Source organism: Croceicoccus sp. (assembly GCF_983967925.1).
Map to the genome: position 1 here is coordinate 1 of NZ_CFETID010000043.1, position 15,307 is coordinate 15,307.

The 15,307-nt window shown below is 63.5% G+C and carries 21 protein-coding genes and 1 pseudogene; 9 read left to right on the plus strand and 13 right to left on the minus strand.

The window, feature by feature from the left end:
• Nucleotides 1-94: 94 nt before the first annotated feature.
• Together folK and aguB are read right to left on the minus strand one after the other, a co-directional pair.
• A complete protein-coding gene (gene folK, locus AC4FIJ_RS15475) occupies nt 95-601 on the minus strand; it encodes a 2-amino-4-hydroxy-6-hydroxymethyldihydropteridine diphosphokinase (protein ID WP_490337541.1) in 507 nt (168 codons plus the stop codon).
• Nucleotides 602-608: 7 nt separating this feature from the next.
• Nucleotides 609-1,463: an N-carbamoylputrescine amidase gene (gene aguB, locus AC4FIJ_RS15480; protein WP_490337542.1), complete on the minus strand. Its 855-nt coding sequence runs from the start codon at nt 1,461-1,463 to the stop codon at nt 609-611.
• Between the two features lie 146 nt (nt 1,464-1,609).
• Between aguB and msrA the strand changes: the two genes are divergently transcribed.
• On the plus strand, nt 1,610-2,152 hold the full coding sequence (msrA, locus tag AC4FIJ_RS15485; protein WP_490337543.1) for a peptide-methionine (S)-S-oxide reductase MsrA: 543 nt from the start codon (nt 1,610-1,612) through the stop codon (nt 2,150-2,152).
• A gap of 3 nt (nt 2,153-2,155) precedes the next feature.
• Here msrA and AC4FIJ_RS15490 read toward each other — a convergent pair whose 3' ends face one another.
• Complete coding sequence (locus tag AC4FIJ_RS15490) at nt 2,156-3,412, minus strand: RsmB/NOP family class I SAM-dependent RNA methyltransferase (RefSeq protein ID WP_490337544.1); 1,257 nt, start codon at nt 3,410-3,412, stop codon at nt 2,156-2,158.
• Nucleotides 3,413-3,490: 78 nt separating this feature from the next.
• Here AC4FIJ_RS15490 and AC4FIJ_RS15495 point away from each other — a divergent pair, with 78 nt between their 5' ends.
• Nucleotides 3,491-3,658, plus strand: coding sequence for a DUF1674 domain-containing protein (locus AC4FIJ_RS15495; RefSeq protein WP_490337545.1), 168 nt, complete (start codon nt 3,491-3,493; stop codon nt 3,656-3,658).
• Between the two features lie 27 nt (nt 3,659-3,685).
• On the opposite strand, the gene AC4FIJ_RS15500 is transcribed toward AC4FIJ_RS15495, so the two are convergent.
• From AC4FIJ_RS15500 to dksA, 4 genes are all read right to left on the minus strand, one after another.
• Entirely contained in the window at nt 3,686-4,081 is a 396-nt protein-coding gene (locus AC4FIJ_RS15500) for a DUF4112 domain-containing protein (protein ID WP_490337561.1), read from the minus strand.
• 50 nt (nt 4,082-4,131) lie between these two features.
• Nucleotides 4,132-5,604: an ABC transporter substrate-binding protein gene (locus AC4FIJ_RS15505; RefSeq protein WP_490337546.1), complete on the minus strand. Its 1,473-nt coding sequence runs from the start codon at nt 5,602-5,604 to the stop codon at nt 4,132-4,134.
• 54 nt (nt 5,605-5,658) lie between these two features.
• Complete coding sequence (locus AC4FIJ_RS15510) at nt 5,659-6,033, minus strand: PilZ domain-containing protein (RefSeq protein ID WP_490337547.1); 375 nt, start codon at nt 6,031-6,033, stop codon at nt 5,659-5,661.
• A gap of 212 nt (nt 6,034-6,245) precedes the next feature.
• The gene (dksA, locus tag AC4FIJ_RS15515) at nt 6,246-6,704 is read right to left on the minus strand and encodes an RNA polymerase-binding protein DksA (protein ID WP_490337548.1); all 459 of its coding nucleotides are present in this window, start codon (nt 6,702-6,704) and stop codon (nt 6,246-6,248) included.
• A 279-nt stretch (nt 6,705-6,983) separates the two neighbouring features.
• On the opposite strand from dksA, the gene AC4FIJ_RS15520 reads away from it, so the two are divergent.
• On the plus strand, nt 6,984-7,322 hold the full coding sequence (locus tag AC4FIJ_RS15520) for an SEL1-like repeat protein (RefSeq protein WP_490337549.1): 339 nt from the start codon (nt 6,984-6,986) through the stop codon (nt 7,320-7,322).
• A gap of 6 nt (nt 7,323-7,328) precedes the next feature.
• Here the strand turns inward: AC4FIJ_RS15520 and AC4FIJ_RS15525 are convergent, their stop codons facing one another.
• Genes AC4FIJ_RS15525 through AC4FIJ_RS15545 form a run of 5 tightly spaced genes read right to left on the minus strand, consistent with a single transcriptional unit; the run spans nt 7,329 to nt 10,667 of the window.
• Nucleotides 7,329-8,465: a GNAT family N-acetyltransferase gene (locus AC4FIJ_RS15525; protein WP_490337550.1), complete on the minus strand. Its 1,137-nt coding sequence runs from the start codon at nt 8,463-8,465 to the stop codon at nt 7,329-7,331.
• Nucleotides 8,462-9,202, minus strand: coding sequence for a glycerophosphodiester phosphodiesterase family protein (locus tag AC4FIJ_RS15530; protein WP_490337551.1), 741 nt, complete (start codon nt 9,200-9,202; stop codon nt 8,462-8,464). Before AC4FIJ_RS15530 ends, AC4FIJ_RS15525 begins: the two co-directional genes overlap by 4 nt.
• Before the next feature lie 16 nt (nt 9,203-9,218).
• Nucleotides 9,219-9,689, minus strand: coding sequence for a RidA family protein (locus AC4FIJ_RS15535; RefSeq protein WP_490337552.1), 471 nt, complete (start codon nt 9,687-9,689; stop codon nt 9,219-9,221).
• Nucleotides 9,686-10,339, minus strand: coding sequence for an HAD family hydrolase (locus AC4FIJ_RS15540; RefSeq protein ID WP_490337553.1), 654 nt, complete (start codon nt 10,337-10,339; stop codon nt 9,686-9,688). The genes AC4FIJ_RS15535 and AC4FIJ_RS15540 overlap by 4 nt, the downstream gene beginning before the upstream one ends.
• A 10-nt stretch (nt 10,340-10,349) precedes the next feature.
• A complete protein-coding gene (locus AC4FIJ_RS15545; RefSeq protein ID WP_490337554.1) occupies nt 10,350-10,667 on the minus strand; it encodes a DUF3572 domain-containing protein in 318 nt (105 codons plus the stop codon).
• A 47-nt stretch (nt 10,668-10,714) separates the two neighbouring features.
• Here AC4FIJ_RS15545 and AC4FIJ_RS15550 point away from each other — a divergent pair, with 47 nt between their 5' ends.
• The 3 genes from AC4FIJ_RS15550 to spt all read left to right on the plus strand — a co-directional run bounded on the left by AC4FIJ_RS15550 (nt 10,715) and on the right by spt (nt 12,736).
• Nucleotides 10,715-11,095: a response regulator gene (locus tag AC4FIJ_RS15550; protein ID WP_490337555.1), complete on the plus strand. Its 381-nt coding sequence runs from the start codon at nt 10,715-10,717 to the stop codon at nt 11,093-11,095.
• Between the two features lie 128 nt (nt 11,096-11,223).
• Nucleotides 11,224-11,463 carry an acyl carrier protein gene (locus AC4FIJ_RS15555; protein ID WP_490337556.1) on the plus strand — a complete coding sequence of 80 codons (240 nt, stop codon included), beginning with the start codon at nt 11,224-11,226 and terminating at the stop codon, nt 11,461-11,463.
• Between the two features lie 4 nt (nt 11,464-11,467).
• A complete protein-coding gene (gene spt, locus AC4FIJ_RS15560; RefSeq protein WP_490337557.1) occupies nt 11,468-12,736 on the plus strand; it encodes a serine palmitoyltransferase in 1,269 nt (422 codons plus the stop codon).
• A 60-nt stretch (nt 12,737-12,796) separates the two neighbouring features.
• Here spt and AC4FIJ_RS15565 read toward each other — a convergent pair whose 3' ends face one another.
• On the minus strand, nt 12,797-13,435 hold the full coding sequence (locus AC4FIJ_RS15565) for a YqaA family protein (RefSeq protein WP_490337558.1): 639 nt from the start codon (nt 13,433-13,435) through the stop codon (nt 12,797-12,799).
• 200 nt (nt 13,436-13,635) lie between these two features.
• Between AC4FIJ_RS15565 and AC4FIJ_RS15570 the strand changes: the two genes are divergently transcribed.
• From AC4FIJ_RS15570 to AC4FIJ_RS15580, 3 genes and pseudogenes are all read left to right on the plus strand, one after another.
• Complete coding sequence (locus AC4FIJ_RS15570; RefSeq protein ID WP_490337559.1) at nt 13,636-14,136, plus strand: hypothetical protein; 501 nt, start codon at nt 13,636-13,638, stop codon at nt 14,134-14,136.
• Nucleotides 14,129-14,584 (plus strand): annotated as a pseudogene (locus AC4FIJ_RS15575) (terminase large subunit domain-containing protein); the annotation flags it as partial. The gene AC4FIJ_RS15570 and the pseudogene AC4FIJ_RS15575, both read left to right, overlap by 8 nt.
• Nucleotides 14,580-14,984 (plus strand): DUF2793 domain-containing protein, encoded by a 405-nt coding sequence (locus AC4FIJ_RS15580; RefSeq protein ID WP_490337560.1) that lies wholly within the window; start codon nt 14,580-14,582, stop codon nt 14,982-14,984. The pseudogene AC4FIJ_RS15575 and the gene AC4FIJ_RS15580, both read left to right, overlap by 5 nt.
• The last annotated feature ends 323 nt before the right edge of the window (nt 14,985-15,307 follow it).

Below are 15,307 nucleotides of genomic sequence, written 5' to 3' on the forward strand. Positions count from 1 at the left end.
GGGTTCGAACCAGCGACCTACTGATTAAAAGTCAGTTGCTCTACCGACTGAGCTAAGGGCCCGATCCACGACGCGTTGCGCGGTCTGCGGGTGGTCAACTAGGCAGGGGGCGCGGCCGGGTCAAGCGTGCATGCAGATGTCGCGTTGAAAGTCCGGTCAGGGGATCGCGCCAGTCGCCCGCGATCTGCGCGGCGGGGCCAAGCACGAAGTGGCGTTTGCGCCATTCGCGATGGGGGATCAGCAGATGGCGGTCGGCGTGGCTCCCACCGCTCCACAGCAGGATGTCGATATCGAGTGTGCGCTGACGCCAACGCTGCCCGCGGCGCTGCCGGCCGAAAGCCCGCTCCGCCCGGTTCACCAGCGCCAGCATGTCGCGCGGGCCAAGGTCCGACCGCACGATACAGGCCGCATTGGCATAGTCGCGCGCCGATGGACCGATGGCGGCGCTGCGCACGATGTCGGACATCGCCTCGACCTGCAAACCGTGGCGACCCAGCCATTGGCATGCGGCGCGCAGCACATCGGCAGGCGCGCCGTGCCGCATGTGCCGCATGTTCGATCCCAGACCGAGGAGGTAGTACTGGTCGCCCTGACCGGTCACGGTGCGGTCAGATATCCTCGGCCAGCCGCCCGTAGAGCTGCGGGCGGCGATCGCGGAAAAAGCCCATGCCCGCGCGGTGGGTGGCAGCACGCTTCAGGTCCAGCGTGGCGACCAATACGCCGGTTTCCTCGCGGCCGAACTCCTCGACATAATCGCCCCATTCGTCGCTGATGAAGCTGTGGCCGTAGAAGGTCTGGCATTCCCCTTCCCGCCCGATGCGATTGGAGGCGATCACCGGCATGCAATTCGACACCGCATGCCCGATCATCGCTCGTCGCCACATCCGGCTGGTGTCGAGATCGGCATCATAGGGCTCGGACCCGATGGCAGTGGGATAGAACAGCAGTTCCGCGCCCATCAGAGCCATGGCGCGCGCCGTTTCGGGATACCACTGGTCCCAGCAGACGCCGACGCCGATGCGCGTGCCGAACACGTCCCAAACCTTGAAACCGGTGTTGCCGGGGCGGAAGTAATATTTTTCCTCATAGCCCGGTCCGTCGGGAATATGGCTTTTGCGATAGGTGCCCATGATCTCGCCGTCCGGGCCGATCATCGCCAGCGTGTTGTAATAATGATGACCGTCGCGTTCGAAGAAGCTGGTGGGGATCGCGATCTTCAACTTTGCCGCCAGCGCCTGCATGGCGAGGACCGAAGGATGCTCGGCCGTCGGGCGGGCGAGCGCGAACAGGGACTCGTCCTCCTCACGGCAGAAATAGGGGCCGGAAAACAGTTCGGGCGGCAGCACGATCTGTGCGCCCTTGCCTGCGGCATCCTCCACCAGGGCGGAGACGGCGGCGATATTCTCACGCTCGTCATCCGAGCCGAGGGCGCATTGCAGGGCGGCGACGGTGATGCTGGTCATGCGCGGCAGATATGATGCGGGACCCCCGGTGGCAAGGTGCGGGCTGCGCGTAGCGATGGGACGGGCTGCACCGATGGACACTGGCAAGCTGCGGAACGGATTCCTATTTGAAGGGCCAAGGAGACTTTCATGAGCGTAGAAAAATCATGAGCGAGCAACAGGCAATCCTCGCCGGCGGGTGCTTCTGGTGCACCGAGGCGGTGTTCCGCGACGTGATCGGCGTCAGCAACGTGGAGAGCGGCTATATCGGCGGCGACGTCGAGAATCCGACCTACAAGCAGGTGTGCACCGGCAATACCGGCCATGCCGAGGCGATCCGGCTGACCTTCGATCCCGATGCCATCAGCTATGCCGACATCCTGGACGTGTTCATGGGCACGCATGATCCGACGCAGCTCAACCGGCAGGGCAACGATGTCGGGACGCAATACCGCTCGGCAATCTTCCCGCTGAACGATGCACAGAAAGCCGGAGCCGAGGCCGCGATCCGCCGCGCACAGGACGAGCGCGATCTGCCGGTCGTTACCACAATCGAGGAACCGACCGAGTTCTACGTCGCCGAGGACTATCACCAGGAATATTGGGAAGGCGACGGACAGCGCAATCCCTATTGCATGGCGACCATTCCGCCCAAGCTGGCGAAGCTGCGCAAGAGCTTTGCCAGCCGGTCGAAGACGACTGCGGAATAGAATCTAGCGCCGCGTGAAGCGGGCGGCGAAGAAGCCGTCCATTCCCCCTGCCCCGGCCATCAGACCGGGGTCGGTGCGGAGCCAGCCCTCGGCAGTGGGCGAGATCGGGGCGGGCAATTCGTCCGGCCCGATCGGCGCCGGTTTCAGCCTGTCGTCATTCGACAACGCCAGCGCCCTGTCTTCCCCTTCCTCGCGTTCCATCGAGCAGACCGCGTAGACGAGCATTCCGCCGGGTTTAAGCCAATCGGTGGCGCGATCGGCCAGCGATTGTTGCAAATCGGTCAGTTCGCCCAACCGCGCGGGCAGGAACCGATGGAGCACGTCGGGATGGCGGCGGCAGGTGCCGGTCGCGCTGCAGGGCGCGTCGAGCAATATGGCGTCGAATGCGCCTTCCGGCGTCCAATCGAGCGCATCGGCGGTCACGATCTGCGCCGAAAGGCCCGTGCGGCGCAAATTGTCGCGCAGGCGTTCCAGCCGCCGTTTGGATATATCCAGCGCGGTGACGTTCCAGCCGGCCGCTGCCAATTGCAGCGTCTTGCCGCCCGGTGCGGCGCAGAGGTCGAGCACGCGTCGCCCCTCACCCTTGCCCAGCAGCGCGGCGGGCAGGGTTGCGGCAAAATCCTGCACCCACCACGCGCCTTCGTCATAGCCGGGCACATCGGTAACCGCATGGCCGCGCGGAAGCCGAAGCCGTCCGCCGCCCATCGGCTCCGCCCCCAATCGCTCCGCCCATTCGCTTTCCGCTTCCGAATCGCGAAGCACGATGTCCAGCGGCGGAGGATCGACAAGACCCTGGCTGATCGCCCCGATGCGGTTCGGCCACTGGGTTTGCCAGCGTTCGGCGACCGATTCCGGCAGGCTGGGCGTATCGGGCAGGCTGGCCCCGCGCTTCGTAAGAGTGGAAAATACGCCATGCGCCAGCCGCCGCGGTCCGCCGGTCAGCAATTCAAGGCCGGTCGACACGACGGCGTGGGGCGGTGTGTCCAGCCGCAGCGCCTGCACCAGCATCAGCCGCAACACCGTGCGCACTTTCGCGTCGTCCGCAAGATTCTGCCGCGTGGCGCTGTCGATCAGATCGTCGAGATCGCGCAGCCAGCGCAGGGTTTCGGCGGCTATGGCGCGGGCAAGCGCCGCGTCGGCGCCGCGCAGGCGCGCGGTGGCGCGCGGCAGGGCAAGATCCATCGTCTCCCCCCGGCGCAATACGGCGTCGAGGACCTGCAGGGCCGCCTTGCGGGCGGGCAATCCGGCGATATCGGGCAAGCGAGGCTCCTGACGATTGGGAAAGTCCTCCCCCTAGCGGCGCTTGCCATGCTGCACCAGCCACCCCATCTTGCCATCATGACAAAGCGAGCCACGAAACGACCGGACGGGTTCGAGAAGCCTGCCCACTGGACCAACGACCCCGCCCCCGAACCGGGCAAGGGCGAACGTCACGAGGACGGCGAGAGGCCCGATCCCACGCGCTATGGCGACTGGGAAAAGGACGGTATCGCCATCGATTTCTGACGGTCGAACCCCGTCACCGGCGCGCGCCTATTGATCAATGACGCGCGTTTCGGGGTGATGCTTTTCAAGGTGGTTGCGGATGATCCGCAGGTTCTTGGTGTTCGACCGGAACACCAGATCGAACGCATCGCCGACCAGCGGAATAGCGCCTACCGCCGTATCGAAGGCGACATTCGCCCCCATCCGCCAGATTTTCCATTTGGGCATGCCCAGATTGCGGGCTTCCCAGACGATATAGGCGCCCATCGCCGCGGTGATCAGATCGCCGAGGACCGGGACGAGGCCGGCGATGGCATCCAGTCCGACCGGATAGTTGATCCCAGGGATGCGAAAGCTGCGCTCCAGCACGCGTTCGAGCATTTCGACCCTTTGACGGATCGACGCCGGATCGCTGCCCATGCCGATCGAATTCGCCTCGAACATGGGCTGAAAGCGCTCGGCTCCGGCGGTTGTCTTGTCTTCGTCCATACCCATCAAGTGGGGTTCAAGACGAACTGCGACAAGGGATGAACGCCCAACGGGTTCACCGCGAACCCTTCGACCGAGCCGCGCACAAGCGAAAAGCGGATGGGCGCGCCAAAGGGTATGAAGCCATTTTGCGCGACAAGCAGCGCCTCTGCCTCTGCGGTCAGAGCGGCGCGGCGGGCATCGTCCGGCTCGGCCACGGCTTCGGCCAGCAGCGCGTCAGCCTCGGGGCTGCAGACCGCCTCGCTGATGTCGCAATGCAGTCGATTGAGGTACCAGCGGGCCATGCGATAGGCGGCAATCTCGTCGACGAGGCGCAGGTCCGCCTTGTCCGGGTCAGCCGTCCTTTCAAGCGCGACCCCGATGGCTGCCATATCGCGCCGCAGCCTGCTGAAGAGCAGATCGCCGCCCCTGCCCGGCGGCAGCGCAATGCGCAGCTGGGGCGTACCCCCCGAATTTGCGCCTGCCCAGTTCGCTACACGATTCCGCGCGATCGCCTGCCGATCCTCAAGGCTGAGGTCGGCCCAGCGTTCCTGCGGCGGGCTGGCGCTGTCGGGGAGGCCCGCGGGTACGATGCGTGTCATCGGCACCCAGCCGCCTATATTGAACGGTTCGATCAGCGCCTCGCGGTCAATCGCCATGGCCAGCGCCTCGCGGTTGACGGCATCACTGAGGAAACCGTCCTCACGGCGCGCGACTGCAAGGCCGAACATGCCGGATACGGGGTCGAGCCGTATTGCGCCGCGCAGCAGTCCCCCCATCCGCACGAACGGCAATCCGTCGATATTACCGCCCAGCAGCACTTCGGCACGGCCGTCCTGGAAAAATTCGACCGCTTCCCTTGGCGGCAGGATGCGCAGTTCAAGCGGATCGGCCGAGGTGAACGGATTATCCGCACCTTCCGGAAGCGCGGGCGCAAGCAAGCGCGGTTCGCCCGCGCGATCGGTGTCGATCACCAGCACATGCGGATTGACGCGGCCGGTCTGAAACGACAGTTCGGGCCCCGCCAGCAGGTTCAGGAATTCGGGAACGGGGGATTTCAGGCGGATTTCAACGACGCGGCTCGTCCGCGCATACACCGCTTCGATCGCCTCCAGATCAAGACCGAGGGCCGTTCCGTCCTGATCGTCTATTGCGCGCAGGAGCATACGCCTGATGTCACGCGCATCGATCGGTTCGTCGTCCGCATCGCGCATGGCGCGCAGGCGAAAGATGTAGCTTAGCCCGTCATCGGTGACGATCCAGCTTTCCGCCAGACCGGGCGAGATGCGCCCTTCAGTGTCGAAATCGACCAGCCCCTCATGCGTTGCCGACACCAGCGCGGCCCCTGCAGGATCCGATTTGCCATCGTCGGAAAGCGCAGCGGCCCTGTCGCCGACAAGCACCACGTCAATCGGCGCGTCGCCCTCGCTGCTGCAGGCCCATAGCGCGGCAGCCATTGTCAAAGGCGCAAGCAGCCGGCCAAAGGAGATACGCATCATGAGCCGGGTTCTAGCAAGCGGATCGGCGGTCAGCCATCCGCGAACACCGAAAAATCAATCGTCTGCGCCGGGTCCGGAATTCTGCGGAACGGCGCCGTTAGCCTGACCATCCGCCGAGCCATTTTCGGGCAAATCGACATTGGCGACCGGAAACTGGACGAGCGAGGAGCGAATCGGCTCATCGAAGGCAATGCCGCAGCGATCGCCAGCCGCCCATGCGACATGGCCAGCCACCATGCCGATATTGTGAAGATCGATATAGACCCGGGTTCCACGCGACACGCGCATCGACCCCTCGGCCATCACTCCGGAATCCGAAATATTGCGGAGCTTTACCTCGTAAGGCGGACCGTCACGCTCCAGCCTCAGCTCTGCCACGAGGAAGAGCGAGTCGCGGCCGTGCCTGCGGTTATCCTGGCGGTCGATCATCGCTCGATTCCCTGGGGATTGCATATCCATAACATGGACAGCCGCACTGCCTGCCCAACCCGATATGCATTCAGTAGAGAAAGAGGACTAAGAAAGTCTAAAGCGCATTCGGACTATCCCCAACGACACATTTCTGTACCGCATCGGGACATCGAGCGCTCGGCTCATGGCCGAATTGGCTCGCTTTGGCGCATCGACGCATGCGCCGCCGCTTAATCGTCGCGCGAGATCTTTTCGCGGCGCTCGTGCGCTTCCTGCGCTTCGACCGTCATCGTGGCGATCGGGCGGGCGATCAGGCGGCCCAGGCCAATCGGTTCGCCGGTGACCTCGCAATAGCCATATTCACCCTCGTCGATGCGGCGCAGGGCCGAATCGATCTTGGCGATCAGCTTGCGCTGACGGTCGCGCGTGCGAAGCTCGATGCCCCAGTCGGTCTCGCTCGACGCACGATCGTTGAGGTCCGGCTCGCGGATCGGGCCTTCCTGCAGGTTCTGGAGCGTTCCGGCGGACACGTCGAGGATCGACTGCTTCCATTCGGTGAGAAGGCGGCGGAAGAAATCCTGCTGCCGGGCGTTCATATAGGGTTCGTCAGCGCTGGGCAGATATTCGCCAGCGAGTGCGCTGCGTGCCGCGGCCAGATCGTCCATTTCGCTTCCGGTCGCAAGGTTCATGCTCGTTGCCATCCCACCTCCAGATGCCGCGCAGATGTCATTGGACCCCTTTTGACGACAAATGTGAAATCCCGATGCGCGGCCCTATAGTTGCCCGACGATTCGGGCACAAGCGCGCATTACGGCTGCGGTCTATTCGTGCACAGATTAAGCTTTCCCGAACGGCGTCCCGATGTTCGAATCCGGCGCGGGATTATCGTTAACGCCTTGTTGACCATCATCATCCACACTTGTGTCAGGCCGGCCGGGGGGCTGGCGACGAACAGGGGGTTTCGAATAATGGTGCAGCTGGGACAGGAAAATTTCGCGAATGCAAAGCCGATCGCGTCCGCCAAAGGCGGCGTTGCGGGTTACATCGATCTTCACCGGGCCCTGGCCAGCGCAGGCGACGATCAAGCGCTGTTCGAACTGGGCTGCGCCTATTCGACCGGTAGCCACGGCGTGGCCTGCGACCTGATCGAGGCGCATAAATGGTTCAATCTCGCTGCTTCGAAGGGGCACGAGGATGCACCGCATTGCCGGTGCGAGATTGCCGAAGAAATGACGCCGCGCGAAATCGCCGAGGCGCAGCGGCGCGCGCGGGCGTGGCTGCTCGAACGCTCGGCGCTGAACGGCTGAGGCGTATCAGCCCTTTCGGAAGGGCGCCATTTCGCGCAGCGCTTCCTGCTGCAAGCCGATCCCTGCGCGTTCCTGCCTGAGATAATCGGCGACGGCCTGCCGGAAGCCTTCGTGCGGAATGAAATGGGCCGAGTGTGTCGTCACCGGCTCGTATCCTCGGGCAAGCTTGTGCGAACCTTGCGCGCCCGCCTCCACCCGTGGGAGACCGCGGGCGATCGCGGCGTCGATGGCCTGATAATAGCATATTTCGAAATGCAGGAAGGGCCGATCGACCAGCGTGCCCCAGTAACGGCCGTATAACGCCTGCGGTCCGGCAAAGTTCAGCGCGCCCGCGATGGCCATGTCGCCTTCATAGGCGAGGATCAGCACCACATCTTCCTTCATGCGCGTGCCGAACAGGTCGAAGGCTTCGCGCGTCAGATAGGGATGCCCCCATTTGCGCGACCCGGTGTCCTGATAGAACAGCCAGAACGCATCCCAGTGCTCGGGCCGCAGCGCGTCGCCCGACAGGTGCTCGATCCGCAGCCCCTCGACGGCGCGGGCCCTTTCCTTGCGAATCGCCTTGCGCTTGCGCGAGGCGAGCGTGGCAAGGAATTCGTCGAAATCCTCGAACCCGCGATTGGTCCAGTGGAACTGGATGTCCTGCCGGATCAGCCAGCCGGCTTCCTCGAACAGGCGGATCTGGTCGGGCGCGATAAAGGTTGCGTGGGCAGACGACAGCCCTTCGTTCACCACCAGCGTTTCGGCACCTCGCAGCATGATCCGCGCGTCGTCTTCGTCCGCGGCCAGCACGCGCGGACCGGTGGCGGGCGTGAAGGGGACGGAGATCTGAAGCTTTGGGTAATAATTGCCCCCTGCCCTCTCCCACGCATCGGCCCAGGCGTGGTCGAAGACATATTCGCCCTGGCTGTGCGACTTGAGATAGGCGGGGAGCGCGGCGCGTGGCGGCGCTACGCCATCCCCCAGCACGAGCGGGGCGGGTGCCCAGCCGGTGCCCGGACCCACGCTGCCCGATTGCTCCATGATGTCGAGGAAGCGGTGGCTGGTGAACGGATTGCCGGATGGGTCCAGCGCGTCCCAGTCCTGCTGAGGAACCGTGCCGACCGATCCGGCGAGGCGGATGGCGAGATCGCCTTCGCTCACCCTATGCCTTTCCCTTCCGCGATCGGCGCATCGGCATGAATCGCGGCGCGCGCTGCCAGTTCGGACGAGCGGATCGTCCAGCTGAGCACGGGAAGCCCCCTGGCGCGAAGCCGGGCAATTCTTGGATCGGGAAGGTCGGCAATGTCACAGGCGATGAAATCGGGATCGATCCATCGGATCGCAAGACCCCGCCATGCCGCGAATCCGGCTTTCCCGCCGCTCGCGCCCCACTGGCGTCGTCCGATCACCAGACCGGTGGGATGGCGATTGGTGCGGCGGCGCAGCCAGCGGACGATGCGCGGATCGAAGCTCATCATCGCGGCAGGCCCGCGATAGGCAGCGAGCGCATCGCGTGTGGCACGGGCAAGCGGCCGCCAGTCGACGTCGCGGCGGGACTTGATCTCGACCAGAATCGGTACGCGGCCCGCAACCAGCCGCAGGACTTCTGGAAGCGTGGGGATATGGCCGCTCTGTTCGCACAGTGCGATACGCCGAAGTTCGGCGGCGGTTCGCTCGCGGACCGCGCCCGTTTCGGCGGTCAGCCGGTCGAGCGTCCAGTCGTGAAACACAATGGCCTGCGCGTCGCGGCTTTGCTGGACATCGCATTCGATGCCGTGTCCGGCCGCAATGGCCGCGCCGAACGCAGGCAGGGAATTTTCAAGCGGACCGCCCGGCTGGTGCAATCCGCGATGGGCGTAGGACCAGCCGGTCAGCCATGAGGGACGGTTATGCGGCAACGCCCCCGCCCATGGATCAGGCCGGCCTTACCGCGAAAATCGCATCCACCTCGACCGCGGCGCCGAGTGGTAGGACGGGGACGCCGACGGCGCTGCGGGCATGGCGGCCATTCTCGCCGAACACCGCCATCATCAGGTCAGACGCGCCGTTCACCACCTTGGGCTGGTCGACGAAATCGCCCGTCGAATTGACGAAGCCGCCCAGCTTGACCACGCGCTCCACCCGTTCAAGGCTGCCGAGCGCGGCCTTGGCCTGCGCAAGGATCATGATGCCGCAGGCCCGCGCCGCATTCACCCCGTCGTCAAGCGTGACGCTTTCGCCCAGCCGCCCCTTGACGATCTGGCCATCGACGAAAGGTAGTTGTCCGGAGATATGCAGCAGACCGCCATGCTCGACCGTGGCGACATAGCTGGCCACCGGGGCGGCCGGTTCGGGCAGGGTGATACCCATGTCGTACAGGCGCTTGTCGATACTCTTCACGCTCATGCATGCTCCTTGATGCGTTCCAGCAGCCAGGGAAGCGCCTGCTGCCAGTTGTCGATGCGCGCCTGGGCGTGGCCCGCCGTGAATGCGCAGGTGGTGTGGGGGGCGACCTCGGGCTCGCCCACGAAGTGCAGGCAGATCACGTGGGGCGCGGTTTCGGCGACCGAATTGTGATGCACGGCCAGATCGTCGATGAAGAAGGTGGGACGCAATTTGCCGTTAGCGTCATACCCCCGCTCCTCGACGATGCGGGCGAGTGCGGGACCCTTGGGACCCTGATTGGTATAGACCGGCAGATCGATACCGAAAGTCGCGAGTTGCCGGATCCGATCCTCGCGCCGCTCGTCGTTGAGATTGGTCAGCACGACCACTTCGGCATGTTCGCTGATCGTGCGAATCGCGTCGATCGCGCCGGGCACCTCGTCCTGCCGGTGCATTTCGTCGTCGAAGAAGCCGCCCAGCAGTTCCCAGACCTCTTCCTGTTCGAGTGTGCGTCCGTCGTCATGTGCCAGCGCGCCGCTGAAATCGCGACTGACGGTCATGGTGATCGCATGATCCTCCTTCAGCCAGGCGCGGAAGTGATGGACCATGCGCAGTAGCACTTCGTCACAATCGGTGATGACGAGCGGTTTGTTCTTTTCGGGAATCGGCATGGGTTAGCGTCTACATCTCGTCAGCTGGCGGGGCCAGCCGGTTACGCGCCGCGACGATCTTTTCGGGCGGCAGGTCGAGCGCCTCGGACGCGGCAAGCAGGTCGCGTTCGTGATTCGCCAGGAAGTCGAGCACCGAGGCGAGGACCGAGGGATCATCCAGCGCATGACGCAAATGATCGGGTTCCAGACCCGTCAGCGACAGCAGGCGCTGCGCCCTGTCGTCGTCCTGCAGTATCCAGGCAAGTGCCATCAGCGCCACAGTATTCGCTTCGCTTCGGGACGATTCGCTTAACGGGATTGTCAAATGGTGCCTGCCGGTTTTACACAAGGGTCAGCGGAACGACAGGGGCAACAGCGATCCGCAGGGGGTTGGAAGTGGCAGTACGGGTTCTGGTTGTCGAAGACAACGATCTCAACAGAAAGCTTTTTTGCGACCTGCTGAAAGCGCACGGCTTTGCGGTGGAGCCGGTGGCAGACGGGCTGGCAGCGATCGAGCGGGCGCTCGCGTTCGAACCGAATCTCATCATCATGGATATTCAGTTGCCCAATATCTCGGGCATCTCGCTGATCGAGTCGCTCAAGGTGGACGAGCGGCTGGCGGACGTCCCCGTGCTGGCCGTCACGGCCTATGCGGGCAAGGGAGACGAGGAACGGATTCGTTCGGCAGGCGCGCATGCCTATCTGTCGAAGCCCGTATCGATCAACGCGTTCATGAACGCGGTCAATTCGCTGGTGGACAACCGCGCCGCCGCCTGAGCGGCAAAACCCGCCCGTTTCGCCGATTCCGATTGCCCGAACGGCGGTCTAGGCGGCCGCTTCGGCTTGACAGGCGGCCTCTGCGCGTCTTTGCCACGAGGCCACAGGCATTCCGATTGGCAGGACCCATGGACCGCGACGATACCAAGAACCGCATCGATACCTTGATCGAGCCCTTCAACAAGAAGGACGTGGCGATCACCGAGGACACGACCTTTGCAGGCGATCTCGAATGGGACAGCCTGACGGTGATGGATTTCGTGGCCGCGATCGAGGACGAGTTCGACATCATCATCAGCATGAACCAGCAGGCCGAGATCGAGACCTATGGCCAGCTGATCGACGCCGTTACGCGGCTGCGCGGTTGACGCCATGAGTGAAGCGATCAGCCAGCCCGACAAGCCGATGCCCCTGCCCGGCGCCGATGCCGCCCCGGGCGATGCGACCGACCTGTTTTCGAAATTCGATCCCCTCATCAAGCAGCGCGCCGACCTGCTGGGCGCGGGACAGGAGGATCCGTTCAACCTGGTGATGGAGCAGGTGCTGTCGCCCGTAACCGCGATCTGCAACGGTCGTGAGACGATCCTGCTCGGCACCTATAATTACATGGGCATGACGTTCGATCCGGACGTTCTGGAAGCGGGCAAGCAGGCGCTGAGGGATTTCGGCGCCGGCACCACCGGCAGCCGGGTCCTGAACGGCACCTATTCGGGCCACAAGGAAGTCGAGGCTGCGCTGAGCGAATTCTATGGCATGGATCATGCCATGGTGTTTTCGACCGGGTACCAGGCGAATCTGGGCATCATCTCTACCATCGCAGGCAAGGGCGACTACATCGTTCTCGACATCGACAGCCATGCGTCCATCTGGGACGGCTGCGCGATGGGCAATGCCGAGGTGGTGCCGTTCAAGCACAACGATATCGAGGCCATGGAAAAGCGGCTGCGCCGCATTCCGGAAGGCGCGGGCAAGCTGGTCGTGCTGGAAGGCGTCTATTCGATGCTGGGCGACATCGCGCCGCTGAAGGAAATGGTGGCTGTCGCCAGGAAGCACGGCGCCATGGTGCTGGTCGACGAGGCGCATTCGATGGGCTTCATCGGCCCCAACGGGCGCGGCGTGGCCGAGGATCAGGGCGTACTGGACGATGTCGATTTCGTGATCGGAACATTCTCGAAGTCGGTCGGCACGGTCGGCGGGTTCTGCGTGTCGAACCATCCCAAGTTCGAGATCATGCGCCTGGTCTGCCGCCCTTATGTGTTCACCGCATCCCTGCCGCCCAGCGTGGTGGCGACCGCCGCGACCTCGATCCGCAAGCTGATGCAGGCAGGCGAGAAGCGCGCCCATCTGTGGGACAATTCCAAGCGTCTGCATGCAGGCCTGAAAGGTCTCGGTTTCGAACTGGGTACGGATGAACCGCAGAGCGCCATCATCGCCGTCATCATGCCCGATCTGGAGCGCGGCGCGGCCATGTGGGAAGCGCTGCTGAAGGAGGGACTTTACGTCAATCTGGCGCGTCCCCCGGCGACACCTGCAAACATGACGCTGCTGCGCTGTTCGCTATGCGCAGAGCACAGCCAGGAGCAGGTCGGGCAGATCCTGACCATGTTTGAGACTGCGGGCCGGAAGACCGGTATCATCTGACCGCGTTTGCGGCAGCAAAGCGGGCAGTCCGGCAGGCGCCGGCTGCCCGCTTTTGTGTGTTCAGGCCGCTGCTGGGGCTTGCATCTGGCACTTGTCGCGCGTCGTGTCGCCTTCGCTTGTCCCCACATAGGACGCGACGACGAAGCCGCCCACCAGCAGCAGCACGAAGGCCGTGGTGAGCATGCCGAGATAGCGGTCGATGAACGCCTTGATCGGAGCGCCAAACAGGCGGAACAGCACGCCCACGGTCATGAATATGAAGCCCCGTCCGGCAATCGCGGCCAGCGTGAAGGTGACGAGGTTCATCTCGATGAAGCCCGAGGTGATCGTCAGCAACTTGAACGGTACCGGGGTTGCGCCCGCGATGACGATGACTTCCCAATCACGCTCGCGCAGATAGCAGGCGGCGACGGGAAAGCTGTCGGACAAGCCCAAAGCGGCGATCAAAGCCTTACCTACGGCATCATATAAGAGATATCCGATCGCATAGCCGAACAGCCCGCCGATCACGGAAGCGATCGTGCAGATCAGCGCGTAGCGGATCGCCTTGCGCGGATTTGCCAGGCACATCAGGCCCAGCAGCGGATGCGGCGGGATCGGGAAAAAGCTCGATTCGATGAAGGATATGGCGGCGAGCCACCATTCCGCGTGGCGATGCTGCGCCTTGTCGATCGTCCAGTCGTAAAGCTTGCGTAGCATTTGCCTGCCGCGCCCCCCGTGAATCCCTGCGTTCTCCTGGCATTTAGCAGGGTGGATGTGCATGGCCAGTGCTAATAAATAACCTATTTGGCACTTTTATATTGACATCGTCACACTCTTTGGTTAGAGAAACGGAACATCGCGATAGAGCGAGTCGCCGGGAGCATCCGCCGACGCTCTCGCGGGGGGCAATCAGGAACATGCGGGCCGCTCTGGCCTGCCCGATCCAATACAAGCGACGGGAGGAGCCGACCATGGCTGAGGTTCGGCAGAAGAAACGTGTGCGCCGGCCGCACAACTGGCGCGAACGCTTTCTGGAACATCTGGCAATCAGTTCGAACGTAGCTGCGGCAGCTCGGGCCGGCGGGATCGACGTCAGCACGGCTTACAAGACGCGGCGCAACGAGGCGGCATTTGCAGCGGCGTGGCAGGAAGCGTTGTGCCAGGGATACGAGGCGCTCGAACTCGAAGTACTCTGCCGCCTGCGCGAAGGCGAGCTGCGCGACGGTCTGAATGACCGCAAATACGATACCGCCCAGGCCATCCGCCTGCTGCTTTCGCACCGCGAGGCGTTCGGCAAGACCAAGGCCAAGCAGAGCTGCGAGGACGAGAAGGAAATCATCGACCGCATCAATGCCAAGCTGAATGCGATGCGCGAACGGATGAAGCAGTCTGACAAGACGAAGCGGGACGATGGATGACGCCGCCCTGATCGCCTGGCTGAGCGAACTGGCACCCGGCAGCCGCAAACCGCTTCTCGAGAAACTGGAACCGCAGGAACGGCGCGAGCTGCGCTATTTCTGGGAATTGTGGGCGCGGCCCGAACAGCTGCCGCCACCGGGAGAATGGTCGGTATGGCTGATCTGCGCCGGTCGCGGCTTTGGCAAGACACGCGCAGGGGCCGAATGGGTTCGGCAAGTGGCCCGAGCGAATCCCGATGCGCGCATCGCCCTGATCGGCGCCTCTTTGGGTGAGGCGCGCTCGATCATGGTGGAGGGTGAGAGCGGATTGCTGGCGGTGTCGCCGCCCTATCGCCGTCCGGTGTTCGAACCTTCGCTGCGGCGGATCGTCTGGCCTAATGGCGCGCAGGCCTATCTGTATTCGGCGGCAGAGCCGGAGAGCCTGCGCGGTCCCCAGCACAGCCATGCATGTCGCGCAGGCGCAGAAGGAGATTTTCGTCAACGAAGCACTGGTCAGGGTCGACGCGCTCTTGCAGCCCATCGTCGAAGGCATTGCCGACGAACCTCAGGAAAACCCGGCATCCGGAGAGTGCTGGATCGTATCAGCCTCACCAATCGGAGTGTTCGAGGACCACGCGAACGAACTCGCGTGTTGGCAGCAGGAGCAGTGGACGTTCATCACCCCTCGACCGGGCATGTCGGTCTTTGATCGTAACATCGGTGCGAACCGGCGTTTCAGCGATGGCTGGACTTCGCCCGCGCCGATAGCGCGGCCTCTGGGAGGCGCCAACGTCGATATCGAGGCGCGCTCGGCGATCGATGCCATTCTCGATTGCCTTGGCATGGCTGGAGCCGTTCCAAACACCTGATGCCATTGCGCAACATGCTGGATTTTTTCGTGTAACTGAATGGGAACTTTTCTCCTCCAGAGCGATTGCGGCCATATCGTGAGGGTAAAATCTATCAGCGGAAGGACCTTGTCGTGGAAGAATAGTGATGCGCGAATGCAACAATGCTTCGTCTCACCAAGCTTGCACGCAAAATCAACTACGGATAGAACTCGCCTCCGTGGCTTCAATCAACAAGATGGAAAATAAGGGGAAACGCTGATGCGTAAAGCGGTAATCGGCCTTGCTCTGGCCTCTACGGCCATAGCGACGCCTGCCCTGGCCCGCGACGGCACCTGGTATAT